Below are 15,943 nucleotides of genomic sequence, written 5' to 3' on the forward strand. Positions count from 1 at the left end.
TGGAAATCGGCAGGCTTTTTCGGGTAAGCGGGTTAGTTTAAAAAGCCCGTGTCCGGACCAATGGAAGATCAAAAGTCAAGCTCACAGGATCACAGCCGCAGGGCATTTGTAAAAGCAGGCGCCCTGGCGGCCTCAGCCTTCATGATTGTGCCCCGCCACGTTTTAGGGAAAGGATTTATCCCGCCAAGTGACAAATTAAATATAGCTGCGGTAGGCTGCGGTGGAAAGGCGGATGTGAATATCCGGCAATCCTATAATAATGGAGCCGAAAACATTGTCGCGCTTTGCGACGTAGACGACAGGCAATCCGAAAAGTACAGAAAGCAGTTTCCGAATGCTCCTTATTATAAAGACTACCGGAAAATGTTGGAAAAGGAAGCAAAGAATATTGACGCTGTCCTGATCACAACACCGGATCACATGCATTTCCCGATCGCCAATTCTTGCATTGAACTGGGAAAGCACGTGTATGTGGAAAAGCCGCTTACCAAAGACATTTGGGAAGCCAGAACATTAACCCAGGCAGCTGCCAAATACAAGGTGGTAACCCAAATGGGAAACCAGGGCAGCAGCAGCGACGGTACCCGGCAGACAGAAGCGATTGTACAGTCGGGTGTGCTGGGTGATGTATATAAGATTGAAGTATGGACCGACCGGCCGGTGTGGCCGCAGGGTGTAAAATCACCTAAAGACAGGGGCGAATCTCAGCCTGTGCCTAAGGAGGTCGACTGGGACCTTTGGCTCGGTACTGCACCGAAGCGCGATTACCATGAAGCATATATGCCATTCAGATGGCGTGGCTACTGGGATTTCGGTACAGGTGCATTGGGCGATATGGGTTGTCACTTCATTGATGTGCCTTTTCGTGCCATGAAGCTGGGTTATCCTACTTCGGTTGAATGCAGCGTCGGTTCTGTGTACGCGGATTTTTTTAGTCAGGCTTTCTTCGACGATGTATGTCCGCCTTCTACTTCCATTCACCTGAAATTTGCATCAAAAACGCCTGGGAAAGAAATCAGTTTCTCGTGGTACGACGGCGGCATCCGGCCGCAGCTGCCCGACGGTTGTGATTATAAAACGGTCTTCGGCAGTGTGGATGGAGGAATGCTGTTTATTGGTACAAAGGGGATATTAAGTGCGGAAATGTTCGGTGAAAATCCGAGACTCTGGCCTGAGAAGAAATTCGAAAATGTAAGGCTGAATGTGAAACCCAGAGCCCTGGTGCCCGGAAACTGGCAAGGGCACCAGCAGCAGTTTGTGCAGGCTTGTAAGAAAGGTTACGGTGCGTACACCAGCTCCTCTTTCGACCAGGCAGGCCCACTAACGGAGATTGTTCTAATGGGTAACCTGGCCGTAAGATCTTACCTGCACCGCGAAGCCAAAGCAGATGGAAAAGGATTTACATTCCCTGGCCGGCAAAAACTGATCTGGGACGGGGCTAATATGAAGATCACCAATTTCGATGTCGCCAACCAATTTGTAAAGAGGGAATATCGCCAGGGCTGGTAAATCTACAATTCCAGCTCTCGCAAATACATTTGAATTGTGTTTTCAAGACCTAGATAAAGGGCGTCGGAGATTAGCGCGTGGCCAATGGAAACTTCGTCCAGCCAGGGAATACTTTGTTTTAGAAAACGTAGATTGTCCAGGCTGAGGTCGTGGCCGGCATTCAAACCTAAACCAACTTCTCTGGCAGTTTCAGCTGCTGCTACGAATGGTATGACTGCTTTTTGTCTGTTTTCAAAATAACCTGCGGCATAAGGTTCCGTATAAAGTTCCACGCGGTCTGCGCCGCATATTTTGGCGCCTTCCACCATTTTCTCGTCGGGATCTACAAAAACGGATACGCGGATCCCGGCAGACTTAAAGATGTGGATCAGATCTGTCAGTTCACTTTTATTATTAATGGTATCCCAGCCTGCATTGGAAGTAATTGCGTGCAATGGATCCGGAACCAGCGTTACCTGGTCGGGTTTGTTTGCTAGAACAAGCTCTACAAACTTCTTTTCGGACGGATTTCCTTCGATGTTAAATTCAGTAGTTACTACCTCTTTCAAGTCGTACACATCCTGGTACCTGATGTGTCGCTCATCGGGCCTGGGGTGAACTGTTATTCCCTGCGCACCAAACCGCTCACAATCCAGCGCGACTTTTAATACATTAGGATTATCACCGCCGCGTGAGTTACGAAGGGTGGCAATTTTGTTGATATTAACGCTTAGGCGAGTCATTGTTTAATGAGTGAATGAGTGAATGATTGAATGAGTGAATGTTTGAATGTGTGCTTTCGAATTATCAGGTAGTGCTAAATTAGGGTTAATTGGGAGGATTATTTTAGTTTTGTTGCCAGCAAATTTCACCAGAAGGTTGTCAAAAAGGCTTCGTACACACAACTAACCCATCCTCATACAAATACCAAACCCTTGTAAGGATCAAAAAACCAACCTATTCGCTCATTCACACACTTACTAATTTAATCATGCAAAAAGAAAGTTATTCATTCAAAAGATATTCACTCATTCACTCAATCAGTCATTCAACATTAAAAACATGTCTCTAAAAACACAAGTCGAGTCGGGAATAAAAGATGCAATGCGGGCCAAAGACCAGGATAAGCTCCGGGCGCTGCGTGCGATCAAATCGCTTATATTATTGGAAGAAACAAAAGGCGGTGCCAGCGGCGAGCTTTCTACTGATGACGAACTGAAATTGCTGACCAAAGCTGCCAAGCAGCGTCGTGAATCTGCGGATATCTACAAAACCCAGAATCGCGCCGATTTGCTGGAAAAGGAAGAAGCGGAACTGGCGATAATCGAGCAGTTTTTACCTAAGCAACTTTCCGAAGAGGAAGTGAAGGCGAAATTGCAGGAAATTATAGCCAGAGTAGGCGCATCAGGGCCTTCTGATATGGGCAAGGTAATGGGCGTAGCTACCAAGGAGCTTGCCGGACAGGCAGAAGGTAAAGTCGTTTCAGCATTGGTGAAGGGATTGCTCGCATGAAGTTACTGGATGTGATCATCCTCATTCCGCTCCTCTGGGGAGCTTTACATGGTTACCGTAAAGGTTTGCTGATCGAGATCATCGGGATAGCCGGATTTGCGGTGGCGATGGTACTTGGATTTAAGTTTTTAGGGCTGGGCATGGAAGTGCTCACGCCTTATTTCAGCGATAATATGGCGAAGAAAATCTTGCCTTACATTGGATTTTCGGCGATTTTCTTTCCTACAATATTTCTGTTAAACCAGTTTGGCTACATGATCCGGCGCTCACTCCGGTACTCTATCCTGGGTACTTTCGACAGTTTTGCCGGCGCTATGGTGGGCATTTTCACCTGGGTTTTTGGGATCAGTGTGTTTTTCTGGCTGGTGGATATGATAGGGGTGAAAATACCCGCACACCGCACAGACGATACTTACATTTACCCGCTCGTGGTACCCATTGCCCCTAATCTGATCACCAAAGCCCTAGCGCTGATGCCGGACGGTACGGCGCTGATCAGTGAATGGAAGCGTGAATATCTGGACGATTGAACTTTCAGAATCTGCCCAGGGTTAAGCTTTCGATATTGATTTTCAATAACTTTGCAGTTAAAACAGGTTGAATGCACTCCGCATTTGACCAAATAATATAAGATGACCGGATTAGAGGAAAAGCAGGATATCCGCAAAATGAGCGTTGATCAGCTTAAACAATGGATGGCTGAGCATGGTGAAAAAGCTTTCAGAGCGAAACAGATTTATGAATGGATCTGGAAAAAATCTTCGCATTCATTTGCTGAAATGACCAATCTTTCGCTCGGTACCCGCCAATTGATGGACCAGCATTTCGTGATCCGATCAATGGAAGTTGCCAAGCAGCAGCAAAGCAATGACGGTACGATCAAGTCTGCATTCCGCCTTTTTGACGGCAATCTTGTAGAAGGTGTGCTGATACCCGCAGCGGACAGAATGACTGCTTGTGTTAGCAGCCAGGTAGGATGTTCCTTAACCTGTAAATTTTGCGCTACCGGTTATATGGACCGCAAACGTAACCTTGAAGCAGGTGAGATATATGACCAGGTAGTCGCCATTGCCAAGCAGGCAGAGGGCAGCTTCAATGCGCCTCTTACCAACATTGTTTACATGGGAATGGGCGAGCCGCTTTTGAACTATACCAATGTTTTAAAATCCATCGAGCACATTACCTCTCCCGAGGGCTTGAATATGTCGCCGAAGCGGATCACGGTTTCTACTGCTGGTATTGCCAAAATGATCAAAAAGCTGGGTGATGATGAGGTGCGCTTCCGGCTTGCATTGTCGCTGCACGCGGCCAACGATGCAAAAAGAAATCAGATTATGCCGATCAACGAATCCAATTCACTGGAAAACCTGGCGGAGGCTCTGAATTATTTCTACCGAAAAACAGGTAACCGTATTACTTTCGAATATATTGTTTTTAATAACTTCAATGATACTTTGCAGGATGCGAAAGAGCTTTGGGAGTTTACGAAGAAAGTGCCTGCACGAGTGAATATCATCGAGTACAATCCGATTGCAGAGGCTGATTTCAAGAACACAGAGGGGGATAAGCTAGATAAATTCGCAGGCTTTCTGGAAGATCGGGGAGTGTCAGTACACGTAAGAAGAAGTCGCGGGAAAGATATCGATGCAGCTTGCGGTCAGCTGGCTAATAAGGAAACAGCCTAGGAGTTTGGCTTAACAATTTGTTAATATTGCATCGCTTAAGAATAAGTAGCTTTGTGCTGTTATAGATAAACTTATATACTTCTTCTATGTTTGGTCTTGAAACCGACATTTTTATTCTCCTCGCTTTTAGCATTTTAGCAGCCTGCGCATTCGAATTTGTTAATGGTTTTCACGATACTGCCAATGCGGTAGCAACTGTGATTTATACAAATTCACTGAAACCGAATGTAGCCGTTATCTGGTCGGGTTTTATGAATTTCTGCGGTGTTTTCTTTGGAGGGATTGCAGTTGCAATGGGAATTGTTAACCTGCTACCGGTCGAACTGCTGATCGACCAGAATGTGTACCACAGCGCCGCGATGGTCTTCGCATTGCTTTTCAGCGCGATCATCTGGAACCTTGGTACTTGGTATTTTGGCTTGCCGAGTTCAAGTTCACATACATTGATTGGCTCCATTCTGGGTGTGGGACTGGCTTTTACATTCATGCCTGAAAATTCAAATGCTGCCGGTGTCAACTGGTCCAAAGCGAAAGAACTCTTCATGTCGCTCCTAACCTCGCCGATTTTCGGTTTTGCACTTGCGATTATTATCATGTTCATACTGCGCCGCTCGCTTTCCAAGCCGCTGCGTGAGATCGTGTTCAGCGAACCCAAGAAGAATCAGGCGCCTCCGATCTGGATACGTGTGATTTTGATTACTACCTGTACGCTTGTAAGCTTTTTCCATGGTTCCAATGATGGTCAAAAGGGAGTTGGACTGGTAATGCTGATTTTGATCGGAATTGTTCCTGCTCATTTCGCATTGGATAACAGTCTGGATCCGAGCAAAATGAAGTCAGACCTGATCGGAATAGAGCAGGCAGTGGGCAGAATTGATTCGTCAAGATTGTCTGTAACGGACCGCCTGCATCTGGCCACTATCAAACAGGAAGTTGCAAACCTCACAGTGCAGATCAACGATTCACTCCCGGAGCATAAGTTGCCGATGGAAAAAAGAATGGATGCCCGTCGCTCATTGCTTTTGATCAGCCGCAATACAAAGACAATACTGGATAATGGTCACGCCAACCTTAACTCTGCTGATGTTGCGTATTTGAAAATGCAGTCTGGTAGTGAAAACGGGATCAGGCGCTATACGGATTATGCCCCAGACTGGGTTATTCTGATGATTTCCCTCTCACTTGGTTTGGGAACAATGGTGGGCTGGAAGCGGATTGTTGTAACGATTGGTGAAAAAATCGGAAAGCAGCATTTGACTTACGCCCAGGGCGCATCTGCGGAGCTGGTAGCAGCGAGTACAATCGGCGTTTCATCTTATATGGGGCTTCCGGTAAGTACCACGCACGTACTTTCTTCGGGTATTGCGGGTTCGATGGTTGCAAGTAAAGGTGTGAAAAACCTGCAAGGCGGCACGATCAGGAATATTGTGATTGCCTGGATACTTACATTGCCGGTTACCATGCTTTTGTCAGGTACACTCTATGCATTTTTCCGCTGGATTTTATAGTAAATAGAAATTGATAGTCAATAGAAAGCCGCAGGGGTCGCCTCTGCGGCTTTTCATTTATCCGGGTGCCGCACTTTCTTTGCCCTGGATTGGTTTTAATGTTGTAATTTCGAAATAGAGTTTTAAGATCCATTAAAGCCAATTATTCACCAGAATGACTACTATTGAAGATCAGGTAAACCGTTACGGCTACGTTACGGAGGCAGTTGCAGAAGATATCGATTTGATTGCCGAGATCAAGAGATTAAAGGAAGAAAAGAATGCGGTTATCCTCGCACACTATTATGTAGATGCTGAAATACAGGATCTGGCTGACTACATTGGTGACAGTCTGGGCCTTTCCCAGCAGGCAGCAGCTACCGAGGCAGATATGATCGTGTTCTGCGGAGTGCACTTCATGGGTGAAACTGCCAAAATCCTGAGTCCTGATAAAAAGGTGGTCATTCCTGATCTGAATGCAGGCTGCTCACTCGCTGACTCTGCGCCTGCTGATAAATTCGCTGCCTTCAAAGCCCAGTATCCGGATCACATTGTAATTAGCTATATCAACTGCTCAGCGGAGATTAAGGCGCTGACAGATATTGTTTGTACTTCTTCGAATGCATTGCAGATCGTGGAAAGTCTGCCGAAAGATCAGAAAATTATCTTCGCTCCAGACGCAAACCTGGGCCGGTACGTGGCTCACAAAACAGGCCGCGATATGGTTTTATGGGATGGAGCCTGCATTGTGCATATTGATATTTCGCGTGAAAAGTTAAAGCAGCTTCAGGAGGAAAACCCGGATGCATTGCTGATAGCGCACCCTGAATGCAAAGAGGATATCCTGAAACAAGCCGATTTCGTAAGTTCAACAACGGGACTGTTAAAGTTTGTGAAGGAATCGCCGCATACCAAGTTTATCGTTGCGACCGAAGCCGGCATTTTGCATAAAATGAAACAGTCGGTACCGGACAAAAAGCTGATACCTGCGCCCGGCTCTGATAATAATACATGTGCCTGTTCAGAATGTCCCTACATGAAGATGAACACATTAGAAAAGGTGTATAATGCACTTTATTATGAGCAGCCGGAGATTTTTGTGCCGGAGGATGTCAGGTTAAAAGCCTATGAATCAGTCGCCCGGATGCTTGAACTGAGCAAAGGTATCTGATCAAACAGTTATGTAATTTTATTCTGATTTATGCCCCAGTTTGATTTTCTGATCATTGGTTCGGGAATTGCCGGACTTAGTTATGCAGCCAAGCTCGCCCGACATTTCGATTCGCTGAATCAGGAAAAGTCTATCGCGGTAATTACCAAAGTTCAGGCCGATGAAACTAATACCAAGTATGCACAAGGCGGCATTGCGGTAGTCTGGGCTGAATCAGATTCGTTTGAAAAACATATCCAGGACACAATGGACGCTGGTGACGAGGTCAACAAGCGGAACATTGTGGAAATTGTGGTGAGAGAAGCGCCCGAACGGATACAGGAACTGATCGATTATGGAACCCGCTTCGATAAGGAAAGCGGGGGAGAATACGACCTGGCCAAAGAAGGCGGGCATTCAGATCACCGGATTCTACACTTTAAGGACATTACAGGCGCCGAAATAGAGCGCGCATTGCTTGAAGAGGTAAACAGGCACAAAAGCATTCAGATTTTTACGCATTATTACGCCGTCGAGTTGATCACCCAGCACCATTTGGGGGAAACAGTTTACCGGTATCAGGAAGATATCAAATGTTTTGGCGCGTATGTGCTGAACAGGCAAACTGGAAAAGTCGAGAAATTCGTTGCCAAAACGACCATGCTCGCTACCGGCGGCATCGGTAACATTTACCAGAGTACGACCAATCCCACGATCGCAACCGGCGACGGCATTGCAATGGCGTACCGCGCCAAAGGTATTTGCGACAACATGGAGTTCATCCAGTTTCACCCTACCAGCTTTTACAAGCCCGGACAAAAACCCTCATTCCTTATTTCGGAAGCAGTACGTGGTTTTGGGGGAATATTAAAAAGGGGGGACGGTAGTACTTTCATGGAAAACTACGATTCACGACTTTCCCTGGCGCCCAGGGACATTGTTGCGCGTGCGATAGATTCAGAAATGAAAAAGAATGGGGTAGACCATGTTTATCTCGACGTGCGGCATTGTGACTACGAGAAGTTTGTCGAACATTTCCCAAATATCACAGAATACTGTCTGAACGAAGGTATCGACGTAAGAAAAGACATGATCCCGGTTGTTCCGGCGCAGCACTATATGTGCGGCGGGATCAGGGTGAATGAGTGGGGGAAAACCAATATTGACTTCCTTTATGCAGTAGGTGAATGTTCCTGTACTGGTTTGCACGGTTCCAACCGGCTCGCCTCCAACTCGCTGCTGGAAGCGGTCGTATTTGGTCATCGCGCTTATGAAGATACACTTGCGAGTTTCGAAAGAGCACAAACACCGGGGAACATACCGGAATGGGACGATTCGGGCACCACGCATCCCGAAGAGCAGGTGCTGGTAACCGAAATGACGCGCGAGCTGAACAGCATTATGTCCAACTATGTTGGTATCGTACGCACCGATCGCAGGATGAAACGAGCCTACGACCGGCTTGAACTATTACATGAAGAGCACGAGCAGCTTTACCGCGAGTCAAAGGTATCTGTTGCCATTTGCGAGCTCAGAAACATGATATCCGTTTCTTATCTCATTATCAAAATGGCGATGGCGCGGCGCGAGAACATTGGTCTGCATTATAATTCTGACCACGTTCATCAGGCTACTTTTTAGCCAGCGTTTCCCTGTTTTTCCTGGTGATTACGCGTTTTAATACGTTTTCGCCGATCTTTTCACCGAGGTGTGTCCCTTCTTCAACGCCGTCGCGGTAGTGTATACCGCCGTAAACCCGGCTAATGGAAGCATCCCAGTAAGCTTCTTCAAATGACTTGAAGGATTTTACGCCGTGTCCGTATTTCTTTTCCGTAGTGTCCGTAAAAGCTACATTAGCGCCGATCAGGTGTGTCAATACGGTTCCGCAGGCTGCCGAAATGGAGCTGTGGCCGCTTACATATTCAGGGAATGCGGGTGTTTCCAGGAATGGACGCCACTCGGGTGCCCAGTTATTGTTTATCACTGTTTCTGGCCTGATCCGCACTGTCCGGTACTTTTCGTCCCAGCAAGCCACAAAAGCATCGAATATAGATAGTGCGCCAAGGGTGTAAGCTTCGGTCGCCTGCATCAGATCCAGCTTCTTGTCGGTTGTCACTGTACGTATGATCGCAAGCCAGTGACCGGCCGGCGTCATTTTCTTGTTGGCGAACATTGCGTGCCCTACGACATTGGTTACAAAAGCATTGTCATCCCAGAAATAGGCAGTTGCTTTCTGATCATCTGTGAGGTTATTACCTGTATCATATACTTCCATTGCCAGCTTCATGAACTTGCTGTTTTTGTCAAGATCGTACTTGGCTGGGGGAGGACAGCGAAATTGTGTGACAGAATCCAGCGTGAATGTCCGAACCGTGTTCCACATAGGCTCGCAAGCATCTGCATAGGCTGGCGGCGTCGGAACCCAGGTTCCTGGTGCATTGGTAACTGTGTACCGGTAACCGCGGATTTCCTTGTAATGGTCTTTTGAAGAGTAACGGATCACGTGTTTGGCAACAGAATCCCCGTACGCAAGTGACCGCGTATATACATCTTCGGGTATGCCCATCTGCGCATACTTCTCAAACAAATCCTTCTCGTATTTATCCCACATATCACCCGAGAATGTCAGCGTGCGGCCTACTGAGGTGAATGCCTTTATACTGGCCAGCGGGTAGCAATATGCCAGTGAAGAATCGGGCTTTGGCGGAGCTTCAAATTTCACGAGCTGGCCTGCAAGTGACTTATATTCAGGGTATCCCGGTGCAAGTGCTTCATAGGCAGCAAGGAAAGAATAGCTGTAAATGCGGCTGGCAACAGGGGGCTTGAAGATATCGTGAATAATGACATCAGTGAGATATGTTGCTGTTTGGTGAAATAGCTGCGGATCGGCTGCTTTGGCATTGTACTCGGCTGGCGACAGCTCTTTCCGGCAACTGAAAAACAGGGGAACAAGGATCAGGGAGAGTAAGCGAAATCTCATTAGCAATATGCAGGTGGATCAGGATGTTTTTGAATGAATATACGAATATAAGTAAGATTGGAAATGTTACCAATTCTGGATTAAAGAACGAATAATTGTAACTTATATACTACTAAATCCGGCCATTTTAGCCTAAAACAGCCATTTTATTGTTATTTTTTAATAAATTATATACCTAAATTAAGAACCCTTTTTTTTGTGAAAAAATTAATATCTTTTTGTACAAACGAACGAGTAAAAAAGATTTCACCACGCTTATGCTACCAGTTTTTGGCGGTGTTGCGAACCGAATTGTGTTATAAGTACACCCTTTAATATCAGTGCCCGGCTATCTACTCACCTAACAATTAACCTATGTAATAAACTTTCCGAACTACTCCTTCCGATTTGTAGAACGGCTTCCCGGAGATGGAAGCAATGCAAGCTCTACGTTCCGTGCTTATACGGTTAAGCAATTTTCAATACCACTTTCTAACTCTAAATTTTAATCTATGAGATTTTCTACTGAATGGATACCTCGTGTCATTTCGCGCGGTGTTTTTTCACTTATCCTTCTCGTTGCGACTGTCATGATCGCTCATGCGCAGAACACAGTCAAAGGCAGGATCAAGGATGAGCAAGGCCAGGCGTTACCGGGCGTGAGCGTTGTTGTCAAAGGGACTACAGCAGGAACTGTTACCGATAATGAAGGCAATTACTCCGTGAATGCGGACAGAAATTCGACATTGGTGTTTTCTTTCATTGGTTACCTGACCCAGGAAATCGAGATCGGAACCAGAAATAATGTTGATATCACATTGGCTGCCGATACCAAAGCGCTTGAAGAAGTGGTGGTTGTAGGTTATGGTACTGCAAAAAAGGCAACATTGACCGGTTCGGTAACAGCTGTAAAAGGAGCTGAGCTTCAAAAAGCACCTGCTGCCAACCTTTCCAATACATTGGGCGGCCGTCTTCCGGGTATCTCTGCGGTACAAAGCAGCGGTGAGCCTGGCTACGATGGTTCTGCGATCCGTATCCGCGGTACCAACTCGCTCGGCAACAGCAACGCGCTGATCGTTGTGGATGGTGTTCCAAACAGAAGTGGTGGTTTGGACCGTATCAATCCTGCTGACATTGAAAGTATCTCCGTTTTGAAAGATGCAGCAGCTGCGATTTACGGTTCACGCGCGGGTAACGGGGTAATCCTGATTACTACCAAACGTGGAAAAACCGGCAAGCCGCAATTGTCTTACGATATGAACTTCGGGGTTTCGCAGCCAACGCGTACACCTGAAATGTCGAATGCATCTGAATATGCAACTATCCGTAATGAATTGCAGATTTATGATAACCTTCCTGTGGGAGAGTGGCAAGGTGCATTGCAAGGCTTTAATTCAACCGGATCTTACAAAAGGATCGATAACGGAAACGTGATCAATGCGGTTTTTAATCCGGATGATATGAAGAAGTTTGCTGATGGTTCTGATCCCTACCTGCACCCAAATACAGACTGGTATGGTTCAGTTTTGAGAAAATGGGCTCCTCAGCAGCGTCATAATGTGCAGTTGACAGGCGGTAGCGACAATATCAAATACCTGGCTTCTCTGGGCCACATTAATCAGGATGGATACTATGTGAATTCAGCGACTGGTTACAAGCAGTACGATATGCGTATCAATTTGGATACAAAAATCAATAAGTATGTAACTGCAAACCTTGGATTGACGCTTCGCGAAGAATTCCGTCACTTCCCAAGTGGAGGTAACAGTGCGGGAGCAATCTTCCGTATGCTGATGCGTGGTAAACCAACTGAAATCGCAATCTGGCCAGACGGAAGCCCGGGCCCGGATATTGAGAACGGACAAAATCCTGCGGTAATTACTACCAATACAACAGGTTACAATAACGACAAGAGAGATTACATCCAAACAAATGGCGGTCTTGAAATTCAGGTTCCTGGCGTACCAGGCTTGAAAATCAATGCAATGGCCGCATTGGATAAGCAACTTCGTCGTCAGAAAAACTTTGAAACTCCCTGGACGCTTTTTTTCTGGGACAAAAAGACTTACGAAGCTGACGGAAAAACGCCTTTTATCACAGGTACAGTTCGTTCAACTTTCAAAGACCCGCGTATCAGAGAAAGTGCTTCTCAGGAACTTTCCATTCAGCTGACCGGCCAGGCTTCTTACGAAAAATCGATCGGCGGACACAACTTCAATGTAATGGCGGGTATCCAGCGTGAAAAAGTGGATGCAGATGGATTCTTCGCTTTCCGTCGCTATTTTATCTCGCCTGTGGTTGACCAGCTTTTCGCGGGTGGTACTGCTGAGCAGGATATCAACAACTTTGATCTTTACAAAAGAGCCCGTTTGAGCTACTTCGGACGTGCAGGTTACAACTTCAAAGAGAAGTATCTTGCTGAATTCCTGTGGCGTGTAGACGGTTCGTATGTATTTCCAAAAGACGGCCGTTTCGGTTTCTTCCCTGGTATCTCAGCAGGTTGGAGGGTTTCGGAAGAAGATTTCTGGAAGAACAATATCCGGTTCATGAACAACGTGAAAGTGCGCGGATCATGGGGACAAATGGGTGCTGAACCTTACATTCTTGGAACAGAAACCCTGGCTGAATACCAGTATTTGTCAACAATGGGCTTTGGTAGCTACATTATCAATGATCAGGTTGCCAAAACATTGCTTGAATCCCGTGTGGCCAACAGCGCATTCACATGGGAAGTTGCCAACAACAGCAACTTCGGTATCGAAGGTACGCTGCTGAACGACAAGGTTTCATTCGAATTTGACTACTTCGTAAACAACCGTTCTAATATCCTGATTCCGAAAACAGGTACTACACCTTCGTCTGCGGGTATCGACGGCAAGCTTCCTCCTCAAAACCTGGGTAAGCTTCAAAACAAAGGATGGGAGTTTAAAGTGAGCTACGATGGTAATGCAGGCGATTTCACTTACTCTGTGAGTGTAAATGGCGGTTATGCCAAAAACAAGATCAAATATTGGGATGAAGTTCCGGGAGCTCCTTCTTATCAGCGCTCAACCGGTATGCCTTACCAATCGTTCCTTGTTTACACTTTCGACGGTGCATTTAAAGACCAGGCTGAAATTGATGCTAACAAACTTGATTATACACCAATTACAGGTAACCTGAGGCCTGGTGACATGAAGTTCAAAGACATCAATGGCGATGGAAAGATCAGCGCTGATGACCGTATCCGTACGCAGAAAGTTCAGCGTCCATGGTTTACCGGCGGTGCCTCGATCAACCTGGGCTACAAAGCATTCGATCTTGCTGTTCTGTTCCAGGGCGCATTTGGCGGCTTGCAGCTGGTAGGCTTGACTGAGTCCGGCGACATTGGTAACTACCTGAAATATGACTACGATCACCGCTGGACAATCGACAACCCGACTGACAAGTACCCACGTTTGACCAACCGGAACAACAGGTACTATACCAACACAGGTCAGGCAGGTTTCAACGATTACTTCCTGAAAAGCAACAACTACGTGCGTTTGAAGAACATCGAGCTTGGTTATAACCTACCATCTGAGATTGGTTCTAAAATTGGCCTGAGCAATCTGCGTGTTTACGTAAATGGATTGAACCTTCTGACTTTTGACAAAATCAAGATCTGGGATCCGGAATCTACCAACACAAGCGGTCAGTACTATCCACAGGCAAGAGTTGTGAGCGCAGGTCTACGTCTAGCATTTTAATGAAAATCAATATGAAATTTAGCTATAAAAGTTTGTTTATAGTTGCTCTGATGACTGCCGGTGGTTTGTCATCCTGCGACACTGAATTTTTGGATGTAACGCCACCAACCGAAATCCCAAGCGAAGAGGTTTGGAAAGACGGCGCATTGGCCGAGGGTTTTGTGACAGGTATTTACCAGGGCTTGCAGCAGGGTGGTTTCAGCGAGCAAATGCTTGCTTCCCTTACTGATGAAGCGGTATTTACCCACACAGGCCGGAACATCAATACGGTAAACGAAGGCAGTTTGAGTCCGTCGAACCTTGGCTGGGTAGATGATACCTACGGTTGGGGCCCGATGTATACGCGAATCCGTGCTGCGAACATCGCGATAGCAAACCTTGCTACGGCTACGTTTACTGATGAAACGCTTAAAGCCCGCCTGAAAGGGGAAGCTTATTATATGAGAGCTTACTACTACCAGCAGCTGGTGCGCTACTATGGTGCTGTTCCCCTGATCAAAAAGGTTTATGCATTGAATGAAGACTACTCTACACCTCGTAACACTTACGATGAATGTGTGAAGTCTATCGTAAGTGACCTTGACAGTGCTGCATTATTGCTCGAAGGAAAAACGCTGGTAAAAGGCAGGGCTTCCAAAGTAGCAGCTTTGGCCTTGAAATCACGTGTGTTGTTGTATGCAGCAAGTGATCTTCACGACATTCCAACGGCGAAAGCGAAGTCAAGCGTTATCTCAGGATATCCGAATCCTGAATTCCTGGGATACCTTACCGGCGATCGCGCTGCACGCTGGACTGCTGCTCAGGCAGCCGCAAAAGCTGCATTGGATGCAAGTAACGGTGGATATAAGTTAAACCTGACCGCGCCGGTTTCTGCTGAGCAAGGAAAGCTTAACTACATCTCCGTAGCAATGGCAGGTGCAAGTGCTGATAAAACGCTTGATCCTACTGGTGCAAACGAGCTGATTTTTGCAAGATACTTTACGCCAAGTCTTGGTGAAGGTGCCCGTCAGACTGGCTTGAACAACGGACCAAATGGTTACCACAACTGGGCTGGAAATACTCCGATCGGTTTGCTGGTAGATGATTACGAAATGATGGACGGAACTCCGTTTGCCTGGACAAACCCTACGCACAAAGCTGCTCCCTACACAAACCGTGATCCACGTTTTTACGCAACTGTCATGTATGATGGAGCTCCCTGGAAGCCACGCCCATCGGATGCAAAAGATCCTGCGAACCAGATTCAAACCGGCGCTTATGACCTGCTGGACGATAAAGGTGCATTGATTAACCGCAAAGGATTGGATACCCGCAGCAGCTCAATTGAAGACTGGAACGGTAGCCGCACAGGTTACTACATGCGTAAGTTCATCGATCCAAACCCTGCATTGTACGATAACACCGACCGTCAGAATATTCCATGGCCTTTTATCCGTGTAACTGAGGTAGTGTTCAACTACATAGAAGCAAGCATTGAATTGGGTCAGGATGCAGTTGCATTGGAATGGCTGAACAAGATCCGTTTCCGCGCTGGTATGCCTGCATTGAAAGTATCTGGTGCAGCTTTGAGAGATGCTTATCGTCATGAAAAACGCGTTGAAATGGCATATGAAGAGCAACGTTACCACGATGCACGTCGCTGGATGATCGCCGAGCAGACTTTGGGCCGGCCGCTTCAATACATTAACGTAATCGGTAAGTTCAAGCCAGGTAAGTCAATGAAAGAGCCTTACCATTATGATACAACGGTTTACGATTATACTTACACGCCGGTGGAAGAGAAATCTCATGAAAACCGGAAGTGGGTGGATAAAATGTATTTCCGTCCGTTCAGCCGTGATGAGATCAACCGGAATGCGAAGTTGGTTCAAAACCCGGGCTACGACAAATAGTAATATTTTATTGATTATTTTTACTGAAACTATGTCTTCGAT

At 46.5% G+C, this 15,943-nt stretch carries 11 protein-coding genes; 9 read left to right on the top strand and 2 right to left on the bottom strand.

Annotated features, from left to right (window positions below; genetic code table 11):
- The first annotated feature begins 60 nt into the window (after window positions 1–60).
- Entirely contained in the window at window positions 61–1,509 is a 1,449-nt protein-coding gene (locus AC1XTG_RS16125) for a Gfo/Idh/MocA family protein (protein ID WP_484842650.1), read from the top strand.
- A gap of 2 nt (window positions 1,510–1,511) precedes the next feature.
- Here the strand turns inward: AC1XTG_RS16125 and AC1XTG_RS16130 are convergent, their stop codons facing one another.
- Window positions 1,512–2,231: a pyridoxine 5'-phosphate synthase gene (locus tag AC1XTG_RS16130; protein WP_484842651.1), complete on the bottom strand. Its 720-nt coding sequence runs from the start codon at window positions 2,229–2,231 to the stop codon at window positions 1,512–1,514.
- A 319-nt stretch (window positions 2,232–2,550) separates the two neighbouring features.
- Here AC1XTG_RS16130 and AC1XTG_RS16135 point away from each other — a divergent pair, with 319 nt between their 5' ends.
- The 6 genes from AC1XTG_RS16135 (at window position 2,551) to nadB (ending at window position 8,963) form a co-directional block, all read left to right on the top strand.
- Window positions 2,551–3,000 carry a GatB/YqeY domain-containing protein gene (locus AC1XTG_RS16135; RefSeq protein WP_484842652.1) on the top strand — a complete coding sequence of 150 codons (450 nt, stop codon included), beginning with the start codon at window positions 2,551–2,553 and terminating at the stop codon, window positions 2,998–3,000.
- Window positions 2,997–3,530 (top strand): CvpA family protein, encoded by a 534-nt coding sequence (locus AC1XTG_RS16140; RefSeq protein ID WP_056280882.1) that lies wholly within the window; start codon window positions 2,997–2,999, stop codon window positions 3,528–3,530. Before AC1XTG_RS16135 ends, AC1XTG_RS16140 begins: the two co-directional genes overlap by 4 nt.
- Window positions 3,531–3,632: 102 nt before the next feature.
- Complete coding sequence (rlmN, locus tag AC1XTG_RS16145) at window positions 3,633–4,685, top strand: dual-specificity RNA methyltransferase RlmN (protein WP_056280884.1); 1,053 nt, start codon at window positions 3,633–3,635, stop codon at window positions 4,683–4,685.
- An 86-nt stretch (window positions 4,686–4,771) separates the two neighbouring features.
- Complete coding sequence (locus tag AC1XTG_RS16150) at window positions 4,772–6,193, top strand: inorganic phosphate transporter (RefSeq protein ID WP_056280886.1); 1,422 nt, start codon at window positions 4,772–4,774, stop codon at window positions 6,191–6,193.
- A 154-nt stretch (window positions 6,194–6,347) separates the two neighbouring features.
- Window positions 6,348–7,343 (top strand): quinolinate synthase NadA, encoded by a 996-nt coding sequence (gene nadA / locus AC1XTG_RS16155; RefSeq protein ID WP_484842653.1) that lies wholly within the window; start codon window positions 6,348–6,350, stop codon window positions 7,341–7,343.
- Between the two features lie 30 nt (window positions 7,344–7,373).
- Window positions 7,374–8,963 (top strand): L-aspartate oxidase, encoded by a 1,590-nt coding sequence (nadB, locus tag AC1XTG_RS16160; RefSeq protein WP_056280889.1) that lies wholly within the window; start codon window positions 7,374–7,376, stop codon window positions 8,961–8,963.
- Here nadB and AC1XTG_RS16165 read toward each other — a convergent pair.
- A complete protein-coding gene (locus AC1XTG_RS16165) occupies window positions 8,953–10,302 on the bottom strand; it encodes a vanadium-dependent haloperoxidase (RefSeq protein ID WP_056280891.1) in 1,350 nt (449 codons plus the stop codon). The two genes, nadB and AC1XTG_RS16165, sit on opposite strands and share 11 nt — an antisense overlap.
- Window positions 10,303–10,871: 569 nt before the next feature.
- Between AC1XTG_RS16165 and AC1XTG_RS16170 the strand changes: the two genes are divergently transcribed.
- Window positions 10,872–14,009 carry a SusC/RagA family TonB-linked outer membrane protein gene (locus tag AC1XTG_RS16170; protein ID WP_056280896.1) on the top strand — a complete coding sequence of 1,046 codons (3,138 nt, stop codon included), beginning with the start codon at window positions 10,872–10,874 and terminating at the stop codon, window positions 14,007–14,009.
- Window positions 14,010–14,020: 11 nt separating this feature from the next.
- A complete protein-coding gene (locus tag AC1XTG_RS16175) occupies window positions 14,021–15,901 on the top strand; it encodes a RagB/SusD family nutrient uptake outer membrane protein (protein WP_056283260.1) in 1,881 nt (626 codons plus the stop codon).
- The last annotated feature ends 42 nt before the right edge of the window (window positions 15,902–15,943 follow it).

It is taken from the genome of Dyadobacter sp. HNCC25DJ183 (genome assembly GCF_056895175.1).

Coding starts and splice junctions, on each gene's coding strand:
- rlmN (WP_056280884.1), top strand. CDS start 3,633: ATGACCGGATTAGAGGAAAAGCAGGATATCCGCAAAATGAGCGTTGAT.
- nadB (WP_056280889.1), top strand. CDS start 7,374: ATGCCCCAGTTTGATTTTCTGATCATTGGTTCGGGAATTGCCGGACTT.
- AC1XTG_RS16170 (WP_056280896.1), top strand. CDS start 10,872: ATGATCGCTCATGCGCAGAACACAGTCAAAGGCAGGATCAAGGATGAG.
- AC1XTG_RS16175 (WP_056283260.1), top strand. CDS start 14,021: ATGAAATTTAGCTATAAAAGTTTGTTTATAGTTGCTCTGATGACTGCC.
- AC1XTG_RS16140 (WP_056280882.1), top strand. CDS start 2,997: ATGAAGTTACTGGATGTGATCATCCTCATTCCGCTCCTCTGGGGAGCT.
- AC1XTG_RS16125 (WP_484842650.1), top strand. CDS start 61: ATGGAAGATCAAAAGTCAAGCTCACAGGATCACAGCCGCAGGGCATTT.
- AC1XTG_RS16165 (WP_056280891.1), bottom strand. CDS start 10,302: ATGAGATTTCGCTTACTCTCCCTGATCCTTGTTCCCCTGTTTTTCAGT.
- nadA (WP_484842653.1), top strand. CDS start 6,348: ATGACTACTATTGAAGATCAGGTAAACCGTTACGGCTACGTTACGGAG.
- AC1XTG_RS16150 (WP_056280886.1), top strand. CDS start 4,772: ATGTTTGGTCTTGAAACCGACATTTTTATTCTCCTCGCTTTTAGCATT.
- AC1XTG_RS16135 (WP_484842652.1), top strand. CDS start 2,551: ATGTCTCTAAAAACACAAGTCGAGTCGGGAATAAAAGATGCAATGCGG.
- AC1XTG_RS16130 (WP_484842651.1), bottom strand. CDS start 2,231: ATGACTCGCCTAAGCGTTAATATCAACAAAATTGCCACCCTTCGTAAC.